Source organism: Pseudomonas sp. BNK-15, from assembly GCF_047456105.1.
GTDB classification, from domain to species: Bacteria; Pseudomonadota; Gammaproteobacteria; order Pseudomonadales; family Pseudomonadaceae; genus Aquipseudomonas; species Aquipseudomonas putida_E.
The window spans coordinates 5,248,307-5,271,800 of record NZ_CP179898.1; the positions used below are offsets into that span (position 1 = coordinate 5,248,307).

Consider the following 23,494-nt stretch of genomic DNA (forward strand, 5'->3'; position numbering starts at 1 on the left):
TTCCGGTTTTCAGGCGAGCGCAGGCCATGGCTCGTTAGAGCCAGGCATTGGGGGTGGTAAGGGGGCGGCGCAGCAGCCCCAAGGAATCAATGAGCGGACGCGGCCATTGGCTGGCCAGGTTCCTTGTTGCCAACCCGCATGAACAGGGTCATCACGAAGGCCAACAGCAGCAGTGCGCTGAGGAACATCAAACCGGTCGCGGCGCTACCGGTCTCGCCCTTGACCACCCCGATCAACGACGGCCCAGCGAAGCCGCCGAGGTTGCCAATGGAGTTGATCACCGCAATCGACACCGCCGCAGTAGCGCGGTCGAGGAACAATGTCGGCAGCGCCCAGAATGGAGACTTGAAGCTGTACAGGCCGGTCAGCGCCACACAGATCATTGCCATCGACGCCACCGGGCTGGGCAGCAGGGCCGCGCCAATCAGGCCAAGCGAGGCCACGGCCAGAGGAATGGCCGAGTGCAGCTTGCGTTCGTTGCGCCGGTCAGAGCTGCGCGACCACACCACCATCAGAATCGTCGCGACGATGTACGGCAACATGGCGATCAGACCGATCTGGGTATGGGTCAGGCTGGCAGAGAACCCCTTGATGATCTGCGGCATCCAGTAGCCAACACCAAGGCTGCCACACTGGTAGACGAAGTAGATGAACGCCAGGTACAGCACCTTGGGGTTGACCATGGTCTTGAACACGCTCAAGCGCTTGACGTGCTTGCGGCTCTGGCGGTCGCGTTCAAGCTCGGCGAGCAGCCAGTCCTTTTCTTCCTGGGTCAGCCATTTGGCCTGCTCGGGCTTGTCGGTGAGGCAGCAGAAACAAGCAATGCCCAGCAGTATCGCGGGCGCGCCTTCGAGGAACAGCATCCAGCGCCAGCCGCTCCAGTCGAGCCACTTGATGTTGTCCATGATCCAGGTCGAAAGTGGTGCGCCGATTATGTAGCTGACCGGGATCGCCGCGGTGAACAGTGCCACGGTGGTAGCCAGTTCCTTGGCGCGGAACCAGTAGGTCAGGTAGACGATCACGCCAGGGAAGAAGCCGGCCTCAGCCACGCCCAGGAAGAAGCGCAGTAAATACAGCTGATTGGCGGTCTGAGCAAACGCGGTGGCGGCAGCGATGAGGCCCCACGTCACCAGGATGCGGGCGATCCATACCCGTGCACCGTACTTGTTAAGCATGACGTTGCTCGGCACTTCGAACAGGAAGTAACCGATGAAGAAGATTCCGGAAATGAAGCCGAAAGCCTCGCTGGTCAAGGCGAGCTCCTTGTTCATCTCCAACGCGGCATAGCCAATGTTGGCACGGTCCAGATAGGACACGATGTACAGCAGGAACATGAAAGGAATGATGCGCAGGGTAATCTTGCGAACAGTAGCCTGTTCATCGACAGTCTTGTTGTTGTTCATGGCGTCCTCACTAGGGCAGCGCTTGATCTGCCCCTTTTCATTGTTATCGTTGCAGCAGGGTTCAGGCAGAAAAAACCATGCAGACCGGACTGCCGGTCGAAACCGAAAAGTCCGTTTTGCTCAAGCGTCCATGCTGCGCATCGACTGCCAGAGCGACGATGCTGTCGCTGTCCTCGTTGAGGGCGAAGACGAAGCGCTGGTTGGGGGTTAAGGCGAAGAACCGCGGCGTACGCCCAGCAGTAGGGGCTACATCGACCAGCGTCAGCAGGCCACTGTGCGTGTCGATGGCGAACACCGCGATGCTGTCGTAACCACGGTTGGAGGCATACAGGAAGCGCCCATTGCGATCGACTTCGATCTCGGAAGCACGACTATTGCCCGTGTAGGTCGAGGGCAGCGACGACAACACCTGCAGGGGTTCCAGGGCGCCGCTGACGGCATCGAAGCGGTAGCTGGTCACGGTCGAGTCGAGTTCGTTGATGACAAAGGCCAGCGGCGCGCTAGGGTGCAGCGCGAGATGCCTTGGACCCGCACCTTCGCGGCTGGCCACATAAGCCTGATCGGTGGGGAACAGCTTGCCGTTGTCGAAGCGGAAGCTGAACACCCGGTCCAGGCCCTTGTCTGGTACCAGGACAAAATTGCCCGAGGCATCGAACGGATTGAAATGCGGCTTGGCAAACGGCTGTTCGACCCGATGCGGGCCTACCGGGCCTTCCAGTTGCACTAACTGGCTGACCTCACCCAGGCTGCCGTCGAGGTTGACGTCGAGCACGGCCAGAGAGCCGGTGATGTGGTTGGATACCACCATAAAGCGCTCCGTTGGGTCCAGCGCCAGGTGCACCGGGTTGCGCCCTTCGCAACTCTGCGTGTTAATCAGGCTCAACGTGCCGTCCTGTGGGTCGACAGCGAACGCGCTGACTTCGCTGCGATCGCCATGCACCGTATACAGCCGGTCACCCGCTCGGTTGAGGGCCAGGAACGAAGGATTGATCAGATCGCCAACTACCTGGACAAGCTCCAGGCTGCCAATTTGCTGGTCGACGCGATAGACCGTGATGCCATCACCCCTGGCGTTGCGCTCTCGCGTCGTACGCGATCCGACATAGGCATACATAGGAATATTCTCCAGTGACAAGTTCGTTTCAGGCGAGTGCGGGGCCGTTCAGCAGGCAGCCGCACCCCGAGCGACGGCATCGATGCCGTCGCTGCTCTCGGAGCGGTGTGATCTGGTTTTCAGCTACGGGTGCGCTTGACGACCTTGCGAATCACGTAAGGCAACACGCCGCCATTGGTCAGGTAGCGAATTTCCTGAAGAGAGTCGATTCGAGCGATCAGCTGCAGATCAACCTGAGCGCCGTCTGCGCGTCGCACGACTAGCCCGATGCGGTTGTCACCGACAGTCAGCTCATCGAGTCCAACGAAGTCGAAGTGCTCGCTGCCGTCAAGGTTCAGGTCATCCACACCCTGCCCTTCTTCAAACAGCAGGGGCAGCACACCCATGCCGATCAAATTGCTACGGTGAATACGCTCGATACTGCGCGCAACCACCGCACGTACGCCTAGCAGAGCCTGGGCCTTGGCCGCCCAGTCGCGGCTGGAGCCTGCGCCATAGTTGATACCCGCGAAGATCACCATCGGCGCGCCAGCGTAGCTTTGGGCCGCGTCGTAGAGCGGCAGGCATTGACTGCGATCGGTGTTCCAGGCCCAGGCACCAGGCCCTGGCTGCTGCTCGCCGAGCAGACGGTTCTTAACCGACTTATTGGTGAAGGCCCCGCGCAGCATCACTTCATGATTGCTACGGCGCGTGGAGTACTGGTTGAGGTCTTGGGGATGCTCACCACGCTCCAGCAGCCATTCACCCGCCTGGCTGTTCGCCGGGATGGCACCCGCTGGCGAGATATGGTCGGTGGTGACGTTGTCGCCCAGCACCATAAGCGGCCGGGCGCCCTGAATCGCCAGGCTGGCCTTTGGCTCGGCCTGGATATCGGCAAGGTACTGCGGGCGGCGCAGATAGGTCGAACTTGCCTCCCAGGGGAACTGCACGCTGCCTTCAGCCGACAATGCCTGCCAATGATGAGTGCCATCCCAGACCGTGGCCAAGCGCTGGCGGAAGAACTCAGGTTTGACCACACGAGAAACCAGTGCCGCAACCTCTTCATCGGAGGGCATCAGGTCACTGAGGTACACAGGCTGACCTTCAGCGTCCAGGCCAAGCGGCTCACTCGTGAGATCAGTTTCGATGGTGCCAGCGATAGCGAAGGCCACACACAAGGCTGGCGAAGCCAGATAACCCGCAGGCACCTTGGGATTGACCCGGCCTTCAAAATTGCGGTTGCCCGACAGTACGACCACGCCCTTCAGGCCCTGGTCGGCAAATACTTCTACATGCTCCTCAAGCTTGCCGGAGTTGCCAATGCAGGTCATGCAACCGAAACCGGCCAGTTCGAAACCCAGCGCGGAAAAGTCCTGCAGCAAGTCGGCCTCGGCCAGATAATCCGCCACCACCTGCGAGCCTGGCGACAGCGACGTCTTTACCCAGGGTTTGCGTTGCAAGCCCAGACGACGCGCATTGCGAGCGAGAAGCCCTGCCTGGATCATTTGTGCCGGGTTGGCAGTGTTGGTGCAACTGGTGATCGCCGAGATCACCACTGCGCCATGGCTGATCGATTGTCCGAAAGAGGGTTCGTCGAACTGCTGGGCCTGAGGCCCTGCGATCAGATTGCCACCACCCAGCACTTCCTGATTGAACGAAGCTCCCGACCGCGACAACGGCTGGCGCTGGTGAGGCTGATAGGGGCCGGCGACGCTGGGCTCGATGCTGGCCAGATCCAGCTCGATGAGCTCGTCAAATTCGGGTTCCGGCAGGTCATCGCGCCGATGCAGGCTCTGCACATGCATATAGCTGGAGGCTTGCAAGCACAGCTCATCTGAGCGCCCGGTCAGCTGGAGATATTCCAGGGTCTGGTCGTCGAAGGGGAAAAACACCACCGTGGCACCATACTCCGGCGCCATGTTCGACACGGTACCGCGCGCCGCCCAGCTCAGCGTAGTCAGTCCAGGCCCCGTGAACTCGACGAACTTGCCGACCACCGAGCGCTTGCGCAGGATCTCGGCGACATGCAGCGAGAGGTCGGTGGCCGTTACACCGGGGCGCAAGGCGTTGGTGACGCGAAAGCCGATCACCTGCGGGAAATTGATCGGTACCGGCTCACCGACCATCGCGGCTTGGCCTTCAAGGCCGCCGACACCCCAACCGAGCACGCCAATGGCGTTGATCATCGGCGTATGGCTGTCGGTGGCAACCATGTCGTCGGGGTGCAGAAGGCGCTGGCCTTCCTCGGTGCGGCTTTCCCACACCACCTTGGCCAGGGCCTCCATGTTCATCTGGTGGATGATGCCAGTGCCTGGCGGGATCACGCCGAAATTATCCAGGCTCTTCTGCGCCCACTTGATGAAACGATAGCGTTCGCTGTTGCGACGGAAATCGATGTCGAGATTCTGCTCGACCGCCCCCTCCTGCGCGTAGCGCTCAACGATCACCGAGTGGTCGATGGTCAGCACCGCAGGTATCTGCGGGTTCATCGCCGAGGGGTCACCGCCAAGCTCGGCGACCACATCACGCATGCCCGCGAAGTCGGCCAAAGCAGGCAGACAAGTAGTGTCATGGAACATCAGACGGTTGGGCTGGAACGGCACCTCGCAGTCCGGACCTTTGCCAATGGCACGCGCCAATACCGGCGCCAGTGCCTCGGGAGTGCAGCGCGCCACGTTCTCCAGAAGGATGCGAATGGAGTAAGGCAAGCGTTGCAACTGGCCAGGGCTCAGCAGCTTTTTCAGATCGATGTAGGCAAATTCCTCCTGGTCGATCTCCAGGGTGCTCATCAGGTCGCGGGCTGTCTCGGTCATGCTCGTATCGCTCGGCTTTTTATAGTGTTAACAGCGCTGACAGATGTATGCAGCCACTGTTGATGAGCCGATACTAAAAGCAGCTTGTGGGAATGAAAATTGGTCGTTTACCAAAGCAGCGTTCTCCTAACGAGAACGCTCAGCAGGGCCTCTAGTCCGCAAGCTTCAGGTGATCAACAAAGGATTTCAGGGTTGGCGAGGCGGCATCCATCTTCAGCGCGAGTAGCAATGAACGCTTGGCCCAAGGCTCATCCAGTGTCACGGCCTTCAACTTGTGACTACGCAAGTACTGGTTGATCACGCTGCGCGGCAGGACCGCGATTCCCAAGCCGCTCGATACCATCCGGCACATGCAGTCGAAGCTACTGATGCGGATGCGCAGCTTGAGGGCCATGTCGAGCTTCGCTGCTTCACTGGTGAGCAGGGTATGCATCGAACTCTCGAGATGGGGCCCGACCATTTCATACTCCAGCACTTCCTTGAAGCTGATCGTTTTGCGTATTCCCAGCGCATGACCAGTAGGCACCGCCAACGTCAGTTCGTCGCGTCGGTATGGATAGGTATCCAAACCTTGAGTCGGGGTTTGCACTGCAACGATGCCAAGATCGGCGCGGCCATCGGCGACCGCTCGAATCACCGCAGATCCCACCCGCTCTTCGATATCAAAATTGATGGCCGGGTACAGTTGGGCGAAACCGGCCAAGTCCTGTGGCAGGAATTGCGATAAAGCAGAGGTGATGGCGTGGATGCGTATATGGCCTTTGACCCCGCTGGCGTACCCGCTTAACTCGGTATCAAGCTGCCCCATCATCTGCTTGATTTGTCGGGCGTAGAACAGCAGCGATTGCCCAGCCGGGGTCAGATCGACCCCCCTGGCATTACGAACCAGCAAGGGTGATCCGATTTGTGCTTCGAGTTCGGTGATGCGTTTGCTGATCGCAGAGACAGCGACATGTTTGATACGGCTTGCGCGGGTGAGGTTGCGTTCCTGCGCGACCGTAATGAAGAGGTCAAGGCTGGTCAGGTCGTATAGCAAAACGTATCCCTCAGGTACGGCGCTGCAATGTGTAGAGAACGGAAGAGCCACTAGAAGAGGAGCGCCATGGAATCTGAATAGTATTGACCTTCAATTGAACGAAATACAATCCACTCCCGATTGCTGAGATACTGCCACGCTAACCATGATGCAAAGACGGCGGTCAAGGACCGCCGCTTCCATTAACGTCGTCAACCTGCGCTCCAAGGGAACAAGCCGAACACCATGCTTACAAGCATGATCACCATGCACAACGCAAAGGCCCACTTGAGCGTGTATTTCTGATGATCACTGAACTCCACGCCTGCCAGACCACAAAGCAAGTAGGTCGAAGCCACCAATGGGCTGAGCAGGTGGATCGGTTGACCGACCAAGGACGCCCGACCGATTTCGGCGTGAGTGATACCGTACACCTCGGCCGCCTTGGCCAGCACCGGCAGTACACCGTAGTAGAAGGCATCATTGGACATGAAGAAGGTCCCTGGGATGCTCGCCAGCGCGGTGATCGGTGCCATGTACGGGCCCCAGTCAGCAGGCAGCATGCTGAGGAAACTTTTGGACATTGCGTCGACCATTCCAGTACCCGACAGGATGCCGGCAAGAATGCCAGCGGCCAGGAAAATCGCAATCTGGTTCAACGCAGTCGGTGCATGCGCGGAAATGCGCCGGCGCTGATCCTGAATATGTGGGTAATTGATCACCAGGGCGAGCGCAAACGCGACCATGAACAAGATCGCCAGCGGCAGCAGCTCCATTACCAGGCAGACCATCAGCGCAATGGTGAGTGCTGCGTTCAGCCAGAACAGCTTGGGCCGACGCAATTCGGCATTCTCCTCCGACAAGGATGGGGTGCCGTCGTTATCCTCTTCGTCAAAGGCGGTGGCAGCCGAGCCCAACGACTGAGGCAATGTGCCCAGGCGCTGGCGCTCACGCGTACCAATGAACCAGGCCAGCAGCAACACACTCATGAAGCTGATGATCAAGGTCGGAATCAGTGGCAGGAACAGCTCAGCAGTTTCTACTTGCAAGGAAGCAGCTGCACGCGCCAAGGGACCTCCCCAAGGCAGCAGATTAGTCACGCTGGCGGCGAGGATCACCACGCAGGTCAGCGCCAAGGGGTCCAGCCGCATGCGCTTGAACAACGGCAGCATGGCGGTGACGGTGATCATGTAGGTGGTCGAACCATCGCCGTCCAAGGACACCAACCCGGCCAGCAGGGCAGCAAACACCACGGCCTTCATAGGATCGCCGCCGATCAGCTTGATGAACTTCTTGATGATGGGGTCGAACAGACCGGTATCAAACATCAGACCGAAGTAGAGGATGGCGAACATCACCATAATCGCCGTCGGAGCCACCTTGCGCAGGCCTTCGACCATCATGTCGCCCATTTCGGGACCAAAACCGCCGATAAGCGCAAACACAATGGGTACCGTGGTCATGGCCACCAGGGGCGATAGGCGTTTGGTCATGATCAGCGCCATAAAGGTCACGATCATCCCGTATCCGAGCAATGACAGCATTTGTATCACCTTGACTTAAAATACAATTATTTTTGTGCGTCAGCGCGGTGAGGCGCATCAAGGTCGGCAGCATTGCCGCTTGGATCACGGCGCTTGTTGCCTGCAGTCTCAGTATCGCTGCAACATCAACTGAATACCCTTGATTCGGCCCGATTACTTGAGGCGTCTGCACTCGAGCAAGCCAGGCCGAACGGGGAATACTGTGCACATGCATTTATACAATTACAAGTGCAATTTTGACTTACTAGGCGTTCAGTAGACGCTTCATTTTCAGAACAGCACTGTCGGGTGTCGTGAGGATCGGTGTTTGGGTCAACTCAGCGCATCCAGGAGCGGCTGACGTCATGGAAAACTGAGCAAAACAGATCACATCGACATCGGCAAGCGGTGCTATAAGCTCGCTGATCAGTTGATCATGCTTAGCAGCGTCCCCTTGATGGAGCGCCTCGATCGCTGGCGGGCACACGGCATGCTGCAACATCACCTCCCGGCCACGGGCGCTGGCGGCAGCCATCAACTCCTGGGCCATTGAGTCGATCGCCGGCGGGAAAGTGGCCAGCAATGCGACTCGATCGCCACGGTCCAACGCTTCTTCGAGCATCGCCTCGTTGGGCTTCAGAACCGGGATAGCCAGGGCTGTTTTACAAGCATCGATCGCTTCGCCAAATGCCGAGCACGTGAACAGAATGCCATCAGCCCCTGCGCCTCGCGCATACTGCGCCAGCTCAAGAAACCGGTACTTCAGAGCCTGGGTGACCGAACCTGCGCTACGAAGATCACGCGACAGTGAATCCTCCAGGAGATTGCACAACTCAGCGTCGGGCCACAGACGCGCGAAAGCCTCGTTGATCGGTGCGATCGCCACAGGTGTGGCGTGGATTAGAAAAACACGCTTGGCTGCCATTATTGTGCTCCCTCGGTGACTACAGCTTTGAGCACCAGCACACCATCATCGTCTGCGAACAACTGATCACCCTCAGAGATGACCTGCCCGGCAATTGTCACGCTCAGCCCGACCTGACCTTCATTGCGCTTGGTCGATTTTGCTGGCGTTACGCCAAGCGCCTTGATAGCTATTGGAAAGGTGCGCAGTACGGCTTTGTCACGCACATAACCGTACACCAGCACTCCCGCCCAGCCATTGCGCACCAGGTCTTCAGCAATGTGATCACCGAACAGCGCGCAACGATCACTGCCGCCACCGTCCACCACCAGCACTTTGCCTTCGCCAGCGGTGGTGCTCAACTCCTTGATACGAGAGTTGTCCTCGAAACATTTGACCGTCACGGCACGCCCTTGGAAATCTGCTCTACCTCCCAAGTCCTGGAAAATCGGCAACAGGACCTTGGCGCCTGCACCAAATTCGTCACACAGATCAGTCGTCTTGATGCTCACAGCAGCTCCTTCGTTGGTCACGGACAAAACAAATGTTGCACACATTGGTTTTACATGCAATAAAATGCAAAGCGCCGGGGGAGTGACAGCCGCCACCGGAAGCAGCCGCAATCGGAACGACATTTAATCGATTCGATTATTGTACTTCGTCGCATTAGCGTACACCCTGTGACACTGACGACGAGCCGCTTCATCTACGAACAAAAATGCTTAGGAGAGTGTGATGCGTATTCTGGTTCTTCCCTGCGATGGTATCGGTCCTGAAATCGTCGAGTCCTCGATGTCGGCCTTGCATGCCGTCAACAAGAAATTCGACCTGGGCCTGAGCTTCGATTATGACGATGTCGGCTTCGTCAGCCTGGAAAAGTACGGCACCACTCTGCGTGAGGAAGTGCTGGAGAAAGCCAAAACCTACGACGGCATCATCCTGGGCACTCAATCCCATGCCGACTACCCGGCGCCGGAAAAAGGTGGCCGTAACGTCTCAGCGGGCTTCCGCATCGGCCTTGACCTGTATGCCAACGTCCGCCCAGCCCGCACTCGCTCCTTCATCGAATCGAACATGAAGCCAGGCAAAAGCATGGACTTGGTGATCATGCGCGAAGCGACTGAAGGCTTCTATCCGGACCGCAACATGTCCCGCGGCTGGGGCGAAGTGATGCCTTCGCCGGACATGGCACTGTCGACCCGCAAGATCACGCGCCACTGCAGCGAGCGTATCGCGCGTCGCGCCTTTGAACTGGCGATGAAGCGCAACCGCAAGGTCACCGCCATCCACAAGGCCAACAGCTTCCACATGACCGACGGCCTGTTCCTGGAGTGCGTACGCCACGTCGCCAAGGACTTCCCGGAAGTCAAACTCGACGATCTGCTGGTTGACGCATCCACCGCGCACCTGGTGCGTAGCCCAGAGCGCTTCGACGTTCTCGTTGCTACCAACTTCTACGGCGACATCATCAGCGACTTGGCCAGCGAACTGTCCGGCAGCCTCGGCCTGGCAGGCTCCACGATGCACAGCGACATCCACTGCTGCGCGCAGGCCCAGCACGGTTCGGCTCCGGACATCGCTGGCCAGGACAAGGCCAACCCGGTGTCGATGATCCTGTCGGTGGCGATGCTGCTGCAATGGATGGGTGAGCAACACGCCAAGCCAGCCCTGGGCGAGGCCGGCAAGGCCATGGAACAAGCGGTCGACGCCGTTCTGGAAGATCCGGCCAAGCGCACCGCCGACCTGGGTGGCAAGTTGGGTTGCCGCGCCTTCGGTGAGGCCGTCGCCGCAGTCATCGCTGGCTGATCGACACCCCTTCCCTGCAGCAGCCACTTGCCCGCGTTGTCGTCTTGCCCACCCTCTCTCGGGCAAGCGGACGACACCGCGGGCAAGCCCGCTCCTACCAGGAGCTTACTTCCCTGCCAAATTGGAGTATCCGGCCGTGAACCAACCCCTACTCGGCTGCATTGCCGACGACTTCACCGGTGGCACCGACCTCGCCAGCATGTTGGTGCGCGGCGGCATGCGCACCCTGCAACTAATCGGTGTGCCTGAAGGGCCCATCGACGCCGATGTCGACGCCGTGGTCATCGCCTTGAAATCACGCACGCTTCCTGCCGCCGAAGCGGTGGAAGAGTCGCTGGCTGCACTCGCCTGGCTCAAACAGGCGGGTTGCCGTCAATTTTTCTTCAAGTACTGCTCTACTTTCGACTCCACATCGCAGGGCAACATCGGCCCGGTTGCCGACGCTCTGCTCGATGCTCTGGACACCCAATTCGCTTTGGCATGCCCGGCATTCCCGGAAAACCAGCGTACGCTGTTCAACGGCTACCTGTTCGTCGGTGATGTCCTGCTCAGCGAATCAGGCATGCGCAACCATCCATTAACACCAATGACCGACGCCAATCTGGTGCGCGTGCTGCAACAGCAGACTTCACGCAGGGTCGGCCTGGTAGCTCACAACGTGGTCAGTCAGGGCGCCAGCGCCGTACGCCAGGCCTTCGCCCAGGCTCAAGCAGACGGTTGCGGCTACGTTATTGCAGATGCCACCAGCAATCAGGACCTGACGGTCATTGGTGAAGCCGCAGCAGACCACGTGCTGATCACCGGGGGTTCGGGTGTCGCCATTGGCCTACCAGACAATTTCAAGCGCGCAGGGCTACTGCCTGATGCCGCCTCTGCTGCCGACCTGCCGCATGTCGAAGGTCTTTCGGCTGTTTTGTCCGGCAGTTGCTCGATTGCCACCAATGGTCAGGTCGAACAGTGGCAGCAGAGCGGTCGCCCAAGCTTCGCCTTCGATCCACTGCGCCTTGCGGATGGCCATGATCAAGTCAACGAGGCGCTGGAGTGGGCACGTGGGCTGCTGCCGCAGGGGCCGGTGCTGATTTATGGCAGCGCCAAGCCCGACGCGGTCAAAGCTGTTCAGGCACGCCTGGGCGTGGCTGCCGCCGGTGAAATCGTCGAGCGCGCGCTGGCACAGGCGGCCCTAGGACTTCGGGACATGGGCGTAAACACTTTCGTGGTGGCGGGTGGTGAAACCTCCGGTGCCGTGGTCAAGGCGTTGGGCATCGACGCCCTGCGTATCGGCAAGTCGATCGCCCCTGGGGTACCTTGGACCTACGGCCTGGGTCAGCAGCCGGTGGCGTTGGCATTGAAATCCGGTAACTTCGGTACCCGTGACTTCTTCAGCAAAGCCTTGGAGCTGGCGCCATGAATGAGAACAAGGAGCGGGAACAAATCGTCCTGCTGGGCAAGTCCATGTACGACCGCGGCCTGACCCACGGCGGCACTGGCAACATCAGTGTGCGCCTGGACGACGGTTGGCTGCTGACCCCAACCGGCTCATCGCTGGGCAGGTTGGACCCCGCACGCCTGACCAAGCTCGATTGGGACGGCCGGCACATCAGTGGCGACAAGCCTTCCAAAGAACTCATGCTGCATCTGGCCATGTACCAGGAGCGCCCCACCAGCGGTGCAGTGGTGCATTTGCACTCCACCCACTCGGTGGCGGTATCGGTGCTGGATGGTTTGGACCCGGATGACCTGCTGCCTGCGATCACAGCGTACTACGCCATGCGCGTCGGCAAACTGCCGCTGGTGCCGTACTACGCTCCAGGTGACCCCGCGCTGGCAGAGGCGGTGCGCTCGTTCTCCGGCAACCACCACGCCATGCTCCTTGCGCATCATGGCCCGGTGGTTGCCGGCAGCGACTTGAATGCTGCCGTCGACGCCACGGAGGAGCTCGAGGCAACGGCGCAACTGTTCCTGCTGATTTTCCAGCACAAGTTCAAAACGCTGACCCCCGAGCAGATTGCAGAACTCCGCCGCCTTTACCCATTGAAGTGATGGTCACATGCTTGCAAGCCTGAAAACCTGGTGGGCCACACCACTGGTAGGCATCGTCGGGGCACTTCTGGCCAGTGCAGCACACTGGCCACTGCCGTGGATCATCGGCTCGATGCTGGCGGTGATCTTAGTGCGCTACAGTGGCTGGTTGATCGCCGAAATACCCAACGGACGAAAATCAGGTCAGTGGATGATCGCGACTTCCATCGGCCTGCACTTCACCCAACCGGTAGTGCATGAGATCGCCAGCCATTTTCCCATGATGCTTGGGGCGGCGTTTCTGACCTTGGTACTGGCATTGCTCGGTATTGCCGTGATGCGCCGCCAGGGGATGGACCTGACCACCGCCTATTTCGCCTTCATGCCGGCCAACTTTGCCGAGATGATTCAGCTTGGTATGCGCTACCGCGCCGATGTGAGCCAGATAGCCGCCGCCCACAGCATTCGCTTGGTACTGATCGTGCTCAGCGTGCCGCCGGTAATGTTTCTGCTGATGCAGATCAGCCCAGGCGCCGTGCAACCGCGACCACCCGCCGAGTGGCAATGGCTCGGGCCCATGCTGGCAGGTGGTGTGTTGGTGGCATTGCTTTGGAAGCGCCTGAGCCTGCCCAACCCGTGGATGTTCGGCCCCATGGCCCTGTGTGCCGGGTTGACAGCGGCGTTCGACCTACGGACCGCCCTGCCGGTCGAACTCAGCCAATATGGCCAGCTGATGATTGGCTGTGCCCTTGGCAGCTTCTTTGATCGAGGCTTCTTCCGTCGCTCACCGCTGTATCTGATCAAGGTGGTGATATTCACTTTGACGATGATCACCAGCACCTTCCTGTTCGCCTGGGGGTTTGGTTGGCTGACAGGTATGCCTGTGCTTTCGCTCGCTCTGGGCATGATGCCCGGTAGCAGTACCGAGATGTACCTGACCGCCGAAGCCCTACACCTGGGAGCCGGTATGGTCACGGCGATGCAGATCATGCGCCTGATAGTAGTCATGCTGTGCGCCGAGCCGGTACTTACGCTCTGGCTGGCGCGTCAGGAAAGTAGAACCGCGCCCGGCCAACAGGATAACAATGACTGACTCTCGCTAAAGCGCAGGCGTTTCGCTCTCGATCTCCTCGACTGGCGACGGTGACGCGCGGCGCAGCTCGAGGATCGGCGACTTGCGGGCGAACGAACCACTGAGGTGGCGCTTCATAAGATGCGCAGCCTCAAGGTTATTGCCCTCCTCCACCAGCTCAACCATTCGCAAGTGTTCGGCACACTGGGTGTACAAGCGCTTGCGGTCGATCATGGAACGGTACTCCAGCAACCGGCGCATGTTGTTCAACTGCTTGAGAATCATTTGGTAGAGCGGGTTGCCGGACAGCTTGATCAGGTCTTCGTGGAAGCGGATACCTGACTTCAGCAGAACATCGGCCGGTAACGTGTCGATACCACCGGCAAGCAGATCCTTTTGTTCTTTCTTCAAACGCCGCAATACCTCCAGATCGTAGTGAAAATCGCTTTCCAGAAGGGCAGCCGGCTCGATCAGCGAACGCACTTTGTAGATCTGCTGCAGGGCCTCTGGCGTTTTCGCCACATCCAGAAAGCGCCAACCATAACCAGGTTTCGGCTCGGCCCAGCCCACCTTGGCTGCACGATTGAGGATGTCGATCACCTGAAATTTGGTGAGATCATAGCGCTCGCGCAGGTATTTCTCGGTGACCTCCGACGGAATCGCGTCGTTGAGCCAATCTTCGGATAGTTGGTAATACTCTGGCGGCTCTTCGGTAGCAGTGATCTCGTCGAGCGCTTCAGCAGCACCTTCCGGGATACCAATCACGAAAAATCCGCGGTTCGGAAACTGCTCCAGCACCCCCTGTTCAGCCAGCATGGTCAATGCTTCCCTAGCAGGCGAGCGAGAGACATGAAAATCATCAGCGACTTTCTGCGCACTCAAATGCGAACCGGTGCTGATATCACCAAGCTGGATCTTATGCCTGATGTCGAAAACGATACGCTGGACGAGTGTGCTGGATGCCATAGCAGTGAACCAAACGTGAAAGAAGCCTAGGTGGGCGGCGTCCAATCTTTTGTTTATCGGCGCCAATAAGTGCAAGTATACGCGAAGATGCCTGAACCTAGTCAGCCCGGTCTATTGAGCCATCATGCGAAATTGTCGCACCAAACCACCAAGTTCGAGCGCAAGACGTGCGAGCGACTGGCTTGCCGCCGAGGTCTGCAATGCACCCGCAGAGGTCTGGACGGACAACTCTTGAATCGCCAGCAGATTGCGGTCGGTACTCTTGGCCACCTCTGCCTGCTCGGCTGCTGCACTACTGATAACCTGATTTCGCTCATTTATCTGTTCGCTGCTCGACAGCAGCCTCTGCAGCGCCACGCCGGCAGCTTCGGCCAACGCCAGGGTCTCCTGCGTACGACTCGTGCTGGCATGCATCGTGTGCACCGCATTGCTGGTATCTCTCTGCATGTCGGTGATCATGGTTTCGATCTCGCGGGTCGATTGCGCAGTGCGATGAGCCAGGCCACGCACTTCATCGGCGACCACCGCAAACCCACGTCCCGCCTCACCCGCCCGAGCAGCCTCGATGGCAGCATTGAGGGCAAGCAGGTTTGTCTGCTCGGCGATGGTCCTGATCACGTCGAGTACACGACCGATTCCCTGCGCTACATCACTCAAGCCCTTTACCTGATCGGCACTGGCTAGCACTTCACGAATGAGGTCATTGAGCGAGAACAGTGCTTCATCCATCTTCTGCTTACCGGCAAGCGCTGTTTCACGCGAGTCATGGGAAAGCTGTGAGGCCAACGCCGCATTGCGCGCTACCTCATCGGTGGCACAGGTCATTTGCGTCACTGCCGTGGCCGCCTGTTCGATCTCGGCGTGCTGCATCTGATTGTCTCTGCGCCCTTCATCGGTAACCGCAGTGAGCTCTTCAGCCGCCGCAGCCAGCTGGGTCGACGAACCATCAATCTGCCGAAGCGTCTGCAGCAGGCTCGACTGCATATGCTGCAAAGCCTGTATTAACCGAGTCGCCTCGTCATTACCCGTCGGCACGATGGCCTGCGTTAAGTCGGCCTGGGCTATCCTTTCGGCCACCTGAAGCGCATATTTCAAAGGCGTGGTGATGCTCTTGGTGAGCATCCAGGCGACCAGTACGGTGCAAACGACGACCAACAGCAGCACCAGGACAACACCCCTTACCGCACTGGCGTATGCTGCCTCAGATCTCTGACCGGCCTGCTGGGCGCCGGCATCAGCCTGTTCGATCAATGCATCGAACTGCCGGGTCATTTCGTCATAGGCATCCCTCACCGACATCAGGTACGCGCGCGCCCCCGCTTTGTCACCCGATCGTGAAACAGCCAACATGGCATCATGATGCTTCGCGTAGACATCAAGGCTATGCACGAATGCTCGCAGCCCCTGGCGCTCCTGCTCGGCCTGCAGCAATTGCGCATAGCGTTGCATCTGCTCGCGCACCTGCCGCAGGCGGCCCGCAGTACGCTCTTCATACGTCTGCATCTGCTCAGGGCTGACCGATAGAATATGTTGCATCGAGCCCATTCGGTAACGATTGAGGGCCGCATTGGCGGTACCTAAAGCACGAATTCTCTGCAACCAGTTGCCCTTGATGTCGAGCGCTTCAGCCTGCACCTCGTGAATTTGCTGAAGTGCAAACGCGCCCATTAAGGCGCTGAGGAGAGCCAGGCAGGCAAACCCCAGGGCAGCCCGCGGCCCTACCGCGATCATTCTCATATTCATACAACCAGCTATTCCTTTATTCCCGGAACATATAGCACTGCGAAGTGCGGGTGCTGATACCAGGCCTGCACGCAAGCCCGGCATCGGTCAGCAAGCTATGGGCGGGTCAGAGCAGCTCGAGCGGATACTCGACAATCACCCGCACCTCGTCCACATCACCTTCTGCCTGGGCTTCGTTCGCCCTGTGCGTGGTATGGCGCAGGCGCAGCGAGAGATCCTTGGCCGCACCGGACTGCACGACATAACGCAGATCGAGGTTACGCTCCCAGTGCTTGCCGTCCTCCCCTTGCAAACCGGCATACCCGCCCAGCGGATCGGCCTTGCTGCCGTCGATGTGGTCACCTTTGAGATAACGCGCAGAGAACTTCATGCCTGGCACGCCATAGCTGGCGAAGTCCAGATCGTAGCGGACCTGCCAAGAGCGCTCATTGGCACCGTTGAAGTCCGAATAGTTGACCGAGTTGGCGAGGAAGATCGAATCGCCACCGACGAAGTCAAACGGCGTGTCGGCATCGACATGCTGGTGCGCGAATGTCAGCTTGTGAGCACCGACGGTATAGCCCAAGGCAACACTGTAGGTTGTGTTGTCGATTTCGCCCTGCAGGGCTTTGCCCGTGTCGCGGGTCTTGTAGAGGTTGGCGTCGAAATCCAGTGCCTGGGTATCGTTGAGTGGCAGCACGTAGTTCAGATTGCCGTAGTACTGGTGCCAGGTCTCATCGAAGTTCGACGCGTACAAGCTGGCGCTGAGCTGCTCGCTAAGCGCGTACGTGCCACCCACAAAATCGATCGCTTTGCCGATGCGGCCCTCGCCATAATTGAGGTAAAGATCCTCGTCCTGATTGCTCGAATTACGAAGTTTGTAGGCTGTGAAATGGCCGGCCTGCACATCCAGATCTTCGATTTCCTTGCTCTGCAGCAGGAAGCCAGTCGCTGTTTCGGGCAGCAGCCGGGAGTCGCCGGTCGCGAACACTGGTGCTTCCGTAAGCATGTTGCCGTAGCGAAGTTCAGTGTTCGATACACGTACTTTCAGTGCGGCACCAGCACTTGAATAGTCATCATCCGGCCGGTCGTCACCGTCCACGGGCAAAAGACCGGCTCCCGAGCGCCCTCGCCCACTGTCGAGCTTGAGCCCAAGCAAGCCGAATGCATCCACACCGAAGCCCACTGCCCCCTGGGTGAACCCCGACTCGTAGAAAGCCATGATCCCGTGCGCCCACTCCTCCCGGTAGCTTTGGTCACCGGGCGCAGCGTCACGAAAATCGCGATTGAAATAGAAATTGCGGTTGAGCAGACGAAGGCTGCTGCCCTCGACAAAGCCCTCTGACTCCGACTGCTCAGAAGCCTGCGCCGCAGCGCAGGCGAGCGAAACGACCAGCGCGGTGAAACCCTGGGTCACTAGATGCATCTTCAATTTTTCCTGGTTTAGAAATTGGTGCCCATGCCTGCCATTGCCGGGCTTTCTTGTTGTGAATCTAAACAAGCCATGCGCCACCGGGGCGCAGCAACGCTACAGACGAGGCTCTGACAGGCAGTGCCAGAAACGAATGCTCACCAGAGCGTTGAGCAACAAAAATAACATTGCATTTGCAAGTGTCAATATGCGAATCTTTTCTCTGCTCGCAGTCCGCATAGACTGGCCCGCTCTCGGCAGCAGAAATCTCAACCGATTTACGGTAAATCACGATCCTGCTGACCAAAAAACCAGGTGAAGCCACCTGAGCAGACGCCTGCATCGATTGCCTTTTTACATTCATAAGTACGTTTCTAAGGAATCTGAGCCATGCAACGCAGAACAAAAATAGTTGCGACCCTTGGGCCCGCCACCGAATCGCCAGAAGCGATAGAGGGGCTGGTCAAAGCCGGGGTTGATGTAGTTCGCCTGAACTTCTCGCATGGCTCGGCTGAGGAGCATGGGGCCAGAGCGGAACTCGTGCGCGAGATGGCGCGCAAGCACGGCCGCTTCGTTGCGATCCTGGCTGACCTGCAAGGCCCCAAGATCCGGATCGCGCGGTTTGCCGAAGGAAAGGTGCTGCTCGACAAAGGCCAGCGTTTCATCCTCGATGCGCAAATGGACAAGCACGCTGGTACTGCGCAAGCCGTTGGCATCGACTATGAAGCCCTCATCAGCGACAGCAACACTGGCGACATCCTGCTGCTCGACGATGGGCGGATCGAACTGCAGGTGCTTGAAGCCCACCCCCACCACTTGGTCTGTGAGGTATTGATCGGGGGCCCGCTGTCCAACAACAAAGGCATCAATCGCAAAGGTGGCGGACTTTCCGCCAGTGCGCTGACCGACAAGGATCGCGAGGACATCCGCACCGCAGCCCAGATGCAGGTGGATTACCTAGCTGTGTCGTTCCCGCGCGATGCCGCAGACATGCACCTTGCTCGCAAGCTGTTACAAGAGGCCGGAGGGGAAGCAGGCCTCATCGCCAAGATCGAACGTGCTGAAACGGTCGCAGATCACACGGTACTCGATGCAATCATCGAAGCGTCCGAAGGGGTGATGGTCGCCCGTGGCGACCTCGGCGTGGAGATTGGCGACGCCGAACTGGTGGCAGTCCAGAAACTGATCATCGATCGTGCTCGCTCGCTGAACCGGGTAGTGATCACCGCTACCCAGATGATGGAAACGATGATCACCCAGTCCATGCCCACCCGCGCCGAGGTATTCGACGTGGCCAACGCCGTGCTCGACGGTACCGACGCCGTGATGCTGTCGGCGGAAACGGCTGCTGGCGCCTATCCGGTGCAGACGGTCGAGGCGATGGTACGCATCATCGCCGGCGCCGAGCGCCATCCCCAGGCGCAACGCTCCAAGCACCGGATGGATGAAGTCTTCCAGCGCATCGACGAAACCATTGCGCTTTCAGCCATGTACGCCGCCAACCACTTGCATGGCGTCAAGGCCATCATCAGCCTGACCGAGAGCGGTGACACCCCGCGCCTGATGTCGCGCATTCGCTCGCACTTGCCGATTTACGCTTGTTCCGACAATGCCCGCACCCAGACACGTGTCGCCCTGTTCCGCGGCGTCCAGACACTGCCATTCAGCACCGAGGATATGTCATTCGAGCAAGTGAACCAGCGAGCTGTCGAGGCCCTGATTCAACGTGGCGTCGTCCAGGTGGGTGACCATGTATTGATCACCCAAGGCGATCATGCCCATGCCCAAGGCGGCACCAACACACTGCGTGTGCTTCGCGTAGGCGACGAGATCCGTTGAGAACAAGGAGCTGCGTACATGAGCCATTCAACCCAAGACGCTGCACAAGGCCAACAAGCCCAGGAGGCATGGCCCCGTGACTTCGACATCCGCCAGGAATACGCAGAGCAACAGGAACTGCTCGAGATTTCCACCTCACAGGAGACCACAGTCGTGACAGAAAACGCCGCCTGCATTACCCAGATCATCGCACGCGAGATCCTCGACTCGCGTGGCAACCCCACGGTAGAAGCGCAGGTCATCCTTGCCGGTGGCCAGCAAGGGGTGGCGAGCGTGCCATCTGGCGCATCGACCGGCAGCCGCGAAGCCCTCGAATTGCGAGATGGTGGCCAGCGTTATCACGGCAAGGGCGTGCTCAACGCCGTCGAACACATCAACCAGACCCTGGCGGTACACCTGCGTGGAATGGATGCGCGGAATCAGCGCGCGATTGACCAAGCCATGATCGAACTGGACGGTACTGAGAACAAAGGCAAGCTCGGCGCTAACGCCATTCTCGCCGTTTCCCTGGCCACCGCCAAAGCTGCTGCCCAGGCCAATGGTCAGGAGCTGTACGAATATTTTGCCACGCTACACGGCACGCCCGGCAAGTTCAGCATGCCGGTGCCCATGATGAACATCATCAATGGTGGCGAACACGCGGACAACAATGTCGACATTCAGGAGTTCATGATCCAGCCGATCGGAGCGCAAAGCTTCCGAGAAGCGCTGCGCATGGGCGCCGAAGTGTTTCACACCTTAAAAAAAGTGCTGTCAGAACGCGGCTTGAGTACTGCCGTTGGCGACGAAGGCGGTTTCGCGCCATCGCTTGATTCCAACGAACAGGCATTGGTGGTGATCAAGGAAGCCATCGAACGCGCAGGCTACCGAGTGGGCGTCGATATCAGCATGGCACTGGACTGCGCCGCATCCGAGTTATTCCATGCCGGTGAGTACGTGCTGGCAGGTGAGAATAAGCGTTTCTCGAGTGCAGCCTTCACCGAGTATCTCGGCCAGTTGCGTAACCGCTATCCGATCCTGTCGATCGAAGACGGCATGGACGAAAGCGACTGGCAGGGTTGGGCGCTGCTGACCCAAGCCTTGGGCAAGCGCACGCAATTGGTCGGTGACGACCTGTTCGTCACCAACCCGTCGATCCTACGCGAGGGCATCACTCAGGGCGTCGGCAACGCCATTCTCATCAAGTACAACCAGATCGGTACTCTCAGTGAAACCCTGGATGCGATTCGCCTGGCCCAGCAGTCGGGCTACAACGCTGTGATTTCTCACCGTTCCGGTGAAACCGAGGACACCACGATTGCCGACCTCGCGGTAGGCACCCGTGCCGGACAAGTCAAGACCGGCTCGCTGTGCCGTTCAGACCGTGTAGGCAAGTACAACCGGCTGCTACGCATCGAAGAAGCCCTGGCAGGCGAGGCCCCATATTGCGCTGTAGCGCTGTACACAGACCGCAGCTGATCCCGGAGAGTGCAAATGAACGGAAAGCTTGTAATAGCCAACTGGAAGATGCACGGCACAATCGCTGCCAACGCCCATCTCATCCACGGGTTGCTGCCGGTGCTGCAGGGATTGGAGGGCGTTCAAATTGCCATCTGTCCACCGCTGCCCTACCTGGCGCAGGTATCCGATCTTTTGGGTGATACCCCAGTCGCCCTCGGTGCGCAGAACCTCAGCGAACGTACTCAAGGTGCCTTCACCGGAGAAGTTAGCGCAGAAATGCTCGCCGACCTGGGTTGCAATTATGCACTGGTGGGCCACTCCGAGCGTCGCAGCCTGTATGGCGAGACCGATGCCCTTGTCGCCATGAAATTCGAAGCGGCGCTGCGCGCCGACCTGGTGCCGGTACTGTGCCTGGGTGAAACCATCCACCAGCGCAGCGCTGGCAACACCAATGCCGTTATCGGCTCACAGCTGCGCGCCGTTCTCCACCAAGTGGGCATCACGCAACTCGCGCGAGGCGTCATCGCCTACGAACCTGTATGGGCGATTGGTACTGGCGAAACCGCATCGCCTGCTCAGGCCCAGGCAGTACATCGCTACATCCGCCAGCTCCTGGCTGAGCACGATCCCGTCGCAGCCGCCGGCATCCCATTGCTTTATGGCGGCAGTGTCAAAGCCGACAACGCCGCACAGCTCTTCGAGCAAGCGGACATCGATGGCGGGCTGATCGGGGGGGCCTCACTGGACCCGGCGGCCTTCGAGGCGATCTGCAAAGCGGCCCAGGCCTGACAATCCCGCACCCGGTGCACTTCAGACAAGAAACATAAAAAGGTAGAAGCATGAATTCGATTTCCCCACTCAGTACCCTCTTCCCCACCATCGAGCAAGTACCCGAAGCCTACAGGCTCGGCGAGCCAATCGAGCAGCGCGAGTACCTGGTGGATGGCCAGTTGCGTCAATGGGACGGACCTGTGGTGACTGTGCGCAGCCCGGTGTACTTGTCCGAAAACAACGAAGATCGCCAGGTTGTACTGGGCAGCGCGCCATTGCTGGACGCCAACACCGCACTGATCGCGCTGGATGCTGCGGTAAAAGCCTATGACAACGGTCAGGGTGCCTGGCCGACCATGCGCGTCGCCGAGCGCATCCAGCATGTCGAAACCTTCTTGGCGAGCATGCGCAAACAGCGGGAGGCAGTGGTCAAGCTTCTGATGTGGGAGATCGGAAAGAATCTGAAGGACTCCGAGAAAGAGTTCGACCGCACCTGCGACTACATTGTCGACACCATCAATGCCCTGAAGGACCTTGACCGCCGCTCCAGCCGCTTCGAGCTGGAGCAAGGCACCCTGGGCCAGATTCGCCGTGTACCGCTGGGCGTGACCTTGTGCATGGGGCCCTACAACTACCCGCTGAACGAAACCTTCACAACGTTGATTCCGGCACTGATCATGGGTAACACTGTGGTGTTTAAGCCGGCCAAGTTCGGCGTGCTGCTGATTCGCCCACTGCTCGAAGCTTTCCGCGACAGCTTCCCCGCCGGCGTGATCAACGTCATCTACGGCAGTGGTCGCGAAACCGTCAGCGCCCTGATGGCCAGCGGCAAGATTGACGTGTTCGCTTTCATCGGCACCCACAAAGCTGCCAGCGACCTGAAGAAACTGCATCCACGCCCTCACCGCCTGCGCGCAGCCCTGGGCCTGGATGCCAAAAACCCCGGCATCGTGTTGCCGCAGGTGGACCTCGACAACGCCGTGGATGAAGCGGTCACCGGTGCTCTTTCATTCAATGGCCAACGCTGCACGGCACTGAAGATCCTTTTCGTGCACGAGGACGTGGTCGAGGCCTTCCTCGACAAATTCAACAGCAAGGTCGCCGCGCTTAAACCTGGCATGCCATGGGAACCAGGCGTGGCCCTGACCCCGCTGCCCGAACCTGGAAAGACCGACTACCTCGCCACCTTGGTCGCCGATGCAGAAGCCAAGGGCGCTCGCGTCGTCAACCAGAGTGGCGGCGCTATCCGCGGATCGTTCTTCTATCCGGCAGTGCTGTACCCGGTCAACGCCGACATGCGCGTGTACCACGAGGAGCAGTTCGGCCCAATCGTTCCAGTAGTGCCGTACCGTGACCTGGAAAAGGTGATCGATTACGTTCTGGATTCGGACTACGGACAGCAACTGAGCATCTTCGGCAACGACAGCGCCGAAGTCGGCCGCCTGGTGGATGCCTTTGCCAACCAGGTTGGTCGAATCAACATTAATGCCCAGTGCCAACGCGGGCCGGACAGCTATCCGTTCAATGGCCGAAAGAACAGCGCTGAAGGTACCCTGTCGGTCCATGACGCGCTTCGTGTGTTCTCTATCCGCACGCTCGTCGCCACCAAGTTCCAGGGCAGCAACAAGGAGCTGATCAGCGAGATCATCCGCAACCGCGAGTCGACCTTCCTCACCACCGACTACATCTTCTGAGGG

19 protein-coding genes and 1 pseudogene are annotated in these 23,494 nt (G+C 59.2%); 9 read left to right on the top strand and 11 right to left on the bottom strand.

Annotation, left to right across the window (positions count from 1 at the left end; translation table 11 throughout):
* Positions 1-86: 86 nt before the first annotated feature.
* The 7 genes from ACMGF5_RS24040 to rraA all read right to left on the bottom strand — a co-directional run bounded on the left by ACMGF5_RS24040 (position 87) and on the right by rraA (position 9,263).
* Positions 87-1,403, bottom strand: a complete 1,317-nt coding sequence (locus ACMGF5_RS24040; RefSeq protein ID WP_414157328.1) for an MFS transporter — start codon at positions 1,401-1,403, stop codon at positions 87-89.
* A 61-nt stretch (positions 1,404-1,464) separates the two neighbouring features.
* Positions 1,465-2,517, bottom strand: a complete 1,053-nt coding sequence (locus tag ACMGF5_RS24045; RefSeq protein WP_414157329.1) for a lactonase family protein — start codon at positions 2,515-2,517, stop codon at positions 1,465-1,467.
* A gap of 119 nt (positions 2,518-2,636) precedes the next feature.
* The gene (gene acnA, locus ACMGF5_RS24050; protein WP_414157330.1) at positions 2,637-5,309 is read right to left on the bottom strand and encodes an aconitate hydratase AcnA; all 2,673 of its coding nucleotides are present in this window, start codon (positions 5,307-5,309) and stop codon (positions 2,637-2,639) included.
* Positions 5,310-5,460: 151 nt separating this feature from the next.
* Complete coding sequence (locus tag ACMGF5_RS24055) at positions 5,461-6,345, bottom strand: LysR substrate-binding domain-containing protein (RefSeq protein ID WP_414157331.1); 885 nt, start codon at positions 6,343-6,345, stop codon at positions 5,461-5,463.
* Between the two features lie 191 nt (positions 6,346-6,536).
* Entirely contained in the window at positions 6,537-7,868 is a 1,332-nt protein-coding gene (locus ACMGF5_RS24060) for a CitMHS family transporter (RefSeq protein ID WP_414157332.1), read from the bottom strand.
* Between the two features lie 244 nt (positions 7,869-8,112).
* A complete protein-coding gene (locus ACMGF5_RS24065) occupies positions 8,113-8,772 on the bottom strand; it encodes an aspartate/glutamate racemase family protein (protein ID WP_414157333.1) in 660 nt (219 codons plus the stop codon).
* The gene (rraA, locus tag ACMGF5_RS24070; protein ID WP_414157334.1) at positions 8,772-9,263 is read right to left on the bottom strand and encodes a ribonuclease E activity regulator RraA; all 492 of its coding nucleotides are present in this window, start codon (positions 9,261-9,263) and stop codon (positions 8,772-8,774) included. The genes ACMGF5_RS24065 and rraA overlap by 1 nt, the downstream gene beginning before the upstream one ends.
* Positions 9,264-9,486: 223 nt before the next feature.
* Between rraA and ACMGF5_RS24075 the strand changes: the two genes are divergently transcribed.
* From ACMGF5_RS24075 to ACMGF5_RS24090, 4 genes are all read left to right on the top strand, one after another.
* A complete protein-coding gene (locus ACMGF5_RS24075; RefSeq protein WP_414157335.1) occupies positions 9,487-10,557 on the top strand; it encodes an isocitrate/isopropylmalate dehydrogenase family protein in 1,071 nt (356 codons plus the stop codon).
* A 136-nt stretch (positions 10,558-10,693) separates the two neighbouring features.
* Positions 10,694-11,965 carry a 3-oxo-tetronate kinase gene (otnK, locus tag ACMGF5_RS24080; RefSeq protein ID WP_414157336.1) on the top strand — a complete coding sequence of 424 codons (1,272 nt, stop codon included), beginning with the start codon at positions 10,694-10,696 and terminating at the stop codon, positions 11,963-11,965.
* Complete coding sequence (gene otnC / locus ACMGF5_RS24085; protein WP_414157337.1) at positions 11,962-12,597, top strand: 3-oxo-tetronate 4-phosphate decarboxylase; 636 nt, start codon at positions 11,962-11,964, stop codon at positions 12,595-12,597. Before otnK ends, otnC begins: the two co-directional genes overlap by 4 nt.
* Positions 12,598-12,604: 7 nt before the next feature.
* Positions 12,605-13,669 carry an AbrB family transcriptional regulator gene (locus ACMGF5_RS24090; RefSeq protein WP_414157338.1) on the top strand — a complete coding sequence of 355 codons (1,065 nt, stop codon included), beginning with the start codon at positions 12,605-12,607 and terminating at the stop codon, positions 13,667-13,669.
* Between the two features lie 6 nt (positions 13,670-13,675).
* Here the strand turns inward: ACMGF5_RS24090 and ACMGF5_RS24095 are convergent, their stop codons facing one another.
* Entirely contained in the window at positions 13,676-14,563 is an 888-nt protein-coding gene (locus ACMGF5_RS24095) for a GntR family transcriptional regulator (RefSeq protein WP_414157876.1), read from the bottom strand.
* Between ACMGF5_RS24095 and ACMGF5_RS24100 the strand changes: the two genes are divergently transcribed.
* Complete coding sequence (locus ACMGF5_RS24100) at positions 14,498-14,644, top strand: hypothetical protein (RefSeq protein ID WP_414157885.1); 147 nt, start codon at positions 14,498-14,500, stop codon at positions 14,642-14,644. The two genes, ACMGF5_RS24095 and ACMGF5_RS24100, sit on opposite strands and share 66 nt — an antisense overlap.
* An 81-nt stretch (positions 14,645-14,725) precedes the next feature.
* Here ACMGF5_RS24100 and ACMGF5_RS24105 read toward each other — a convergent pair whose 3' ends face one another.
* From ACMGF5_RS24105 to ACMGF5_RS24115, 3 genes and pseudogenes are all read right to left on the bottom strand, one after another.
* Positions 14,726-15,598 carry a methyl-accepting chemotaxis protein gene (locus tag ACMGF5_RS24105; protein ID WP_414157877.1) on the bottom strand — a complete coding sequence of 291 codons (873 nt, stop codon included), beginning with the start codon at positions 15,596-15,598 and terminating at the stop codon, positions 14,726-14,728.
* Positions 15,593-16,441, bottom strand: a pseudogene (locus tag ACMGF5_RS24110) (MCP four helix bundle domain-containing protein); the annotation flags it as partial. The gene ACMGF5_RS24105 and the pseudogene ACMGF5_RS24110, both read right to left, overlap by 6 nt.
* 22 nt (positions 16,442-16,463) lie before the next feature.
* On the bottom strand, positions 16,464-17,762 hold the full coding sequence (locus ACMGF5_RS24115) for an OprD family porin (protein WP_414157339.1): 1,299 nt from the start codon (positions 17,760-17,762) through the stop codon (positions 16,464-16,466).
* Positions 17,763-18,137: 375 nt separating this feature from the next.
* Between ACMGF5_RS24115 and pyk the strand changes: the two genes are divergently transcribed.
* Genes pyk through ACMGF5_RS24135 form a run of 4 tightly spaced genes read left to right on the top strand, consistent with a single transcriptional unit; the run spans position 18,138 to position 23,491 of the window.
* The gene (gene pyk, locus ACMGF5_RS24120; protein WP_414157340.1) at positions 18,138-19,586 is read left to right on the top strand and encodes a pyruvate kinase; all 1,449 of its coding nucleotides are present in this window, start codon (positions 18,138-18,140) and stop codon (positions 19,584-19,586) included.
* Positions 19,587-19,604: 18 nt separating this feature from the next.
* Positions 19,605-21,044, top strand: coding sequence for a phosphopyruvate hydratase (eno, locus tag ACMGF5_RS24125; RefSeq protein WP_414157341.1), 1,440 nt, complete (start codon positions 19,605-19,607; stop codon positions 21,042-21,044).
* Between the two features lie 15 nt (positions 21,045-21,059).
* The gene (tpiA, locus tag ACMGF5_RS24130; RefSeq protein WP_414157342.1) at positions 21,060-21,815 is read left to right on the top strand and encodes a triose-phosphate isomerase; all 756 of its coding nucleotides are present in this window, start codon (positions 21,060-21,062) and stop codon (positions 21,813-21,815) included.
* A 50-nt stretch (positions 21,816-21,865) separates the two neighbouring features.
* Entirely contained in the window at positions 21,866-23,491 is a 1,626-nt protein-coding gene (locus ACMGF5_RS24135) for an NADP-dependent glyceraldehyde-3-phosphate dehydrogenase (protein ID WP_414157343.1), read from the top strand.
* The last annotated feature ends 3 nt before the right edge of the window (positions 23,492-23,494 follow it).

Bases quoted from the DNA above. Each gene is read 5' to 3' on its own strand.
- ACMGF5_RS24115 (WP_414157339.1), bottom strand. From the start codon at position 17,762: ATGCATCTAGTGACCCAGGGTTTCACCGCGCTGGTCGTTTCGCTCGCC.
- ACMGF5_RS24090 (WP_414157338.1), top strand. From the start codon at position 12,605: ATGCTTGCAAGCCTGAAAACCTGGTGGGCCACACCACTGGTAGGCATC.
- ACMGF5_RS24045 (WP_414157329.1), bottom strand. From the start codon at position 2,517: ATGTATGCCTATGTCGGATCGCGTACGACGCGAGAGCGCAACGCCAGG.
- ACMGF5_RS24135 (WP_414157343.1), top strand. From the start codon at position 21,866: ATGAATTCGATTTCCCCACTCAGTACCCTCTTCCCCACCATCGAGCAA.
- ACMGF5_RS24040 (WP_414157328.1), bottom strand. From the start codon at position 1,403: ATGAACAACAACAAGACTGTCGATGAACAGGCTACTGTTCGCAAGATT.
- ACMGF5_RS24060 (WP_414157332.1), bottom strand. From the start codon at position 7,868: ATGCTGTCATTGCTCGGATACGGGATGATCGTGACCTTTATGGCGCTG.
- acnA (WP_414157330.1), bottom strand. From the start codon at position 5,309: ATGACCGAGACAGCCCGCGACCTGATGAGCACCCTGGAGATCGACCAG.
- eno (WP_414157341.1), top strand. From the start codon at position 19,605: ATGAGCCATTCAACCCAAGACGCTGCACAAGGCCAACAAGCCCAGGAG.
- pyk (WP_414157340.1), top strand. From the start codon at position 18,138: ATGCAACGCAGAACAAAAATAGTTGCGACCCTTGGGCCCGCCACCGAA.
- tpiA (WP_414157342.1), top strand. From the start codon at position 21,060: ATGAACGGAAAGCTTGTAATAGCCAACTGGAAGATGCACGGCACAATC.
- ACMGF5_RS24105 (WP_414157877.1), bottom strand. From the start codon at position 15,598: ATGCAGTCGAGCCTGCTGCAGACGCTTCGGCAGATTGATGGTTCGTCG.
- otnC (WP_414157337.1), top strand. From the start codon at position 11,962: ATGAATGAGAACAAGGAGCGGGAACAAATCGTCCTGCTGGGCAAGTCC.
- ACMGF5_RS24075 (WP_414157335.1), top strand. From the start codon at position 9,487: ATGCGTATTCTGGTTCTTCCCTGCGATGGTATCGGTCCTGAAATCGTC.
- ACMGF5_RS24065 (WP_414157333.1), bottom strand. From the start codon at position 8,772: ATGGCAGCCAAGCGTGTTTTTCTAATCCACGCCACACCTGTGGCGATC.
- ACMGF5_RS24100 (WP_414157885.1), top strand. From the start codon at position 14,498: ATGAAAATCATCAGCGACTTTCTGCGCACTCAAATGCGAACCGGTGCT.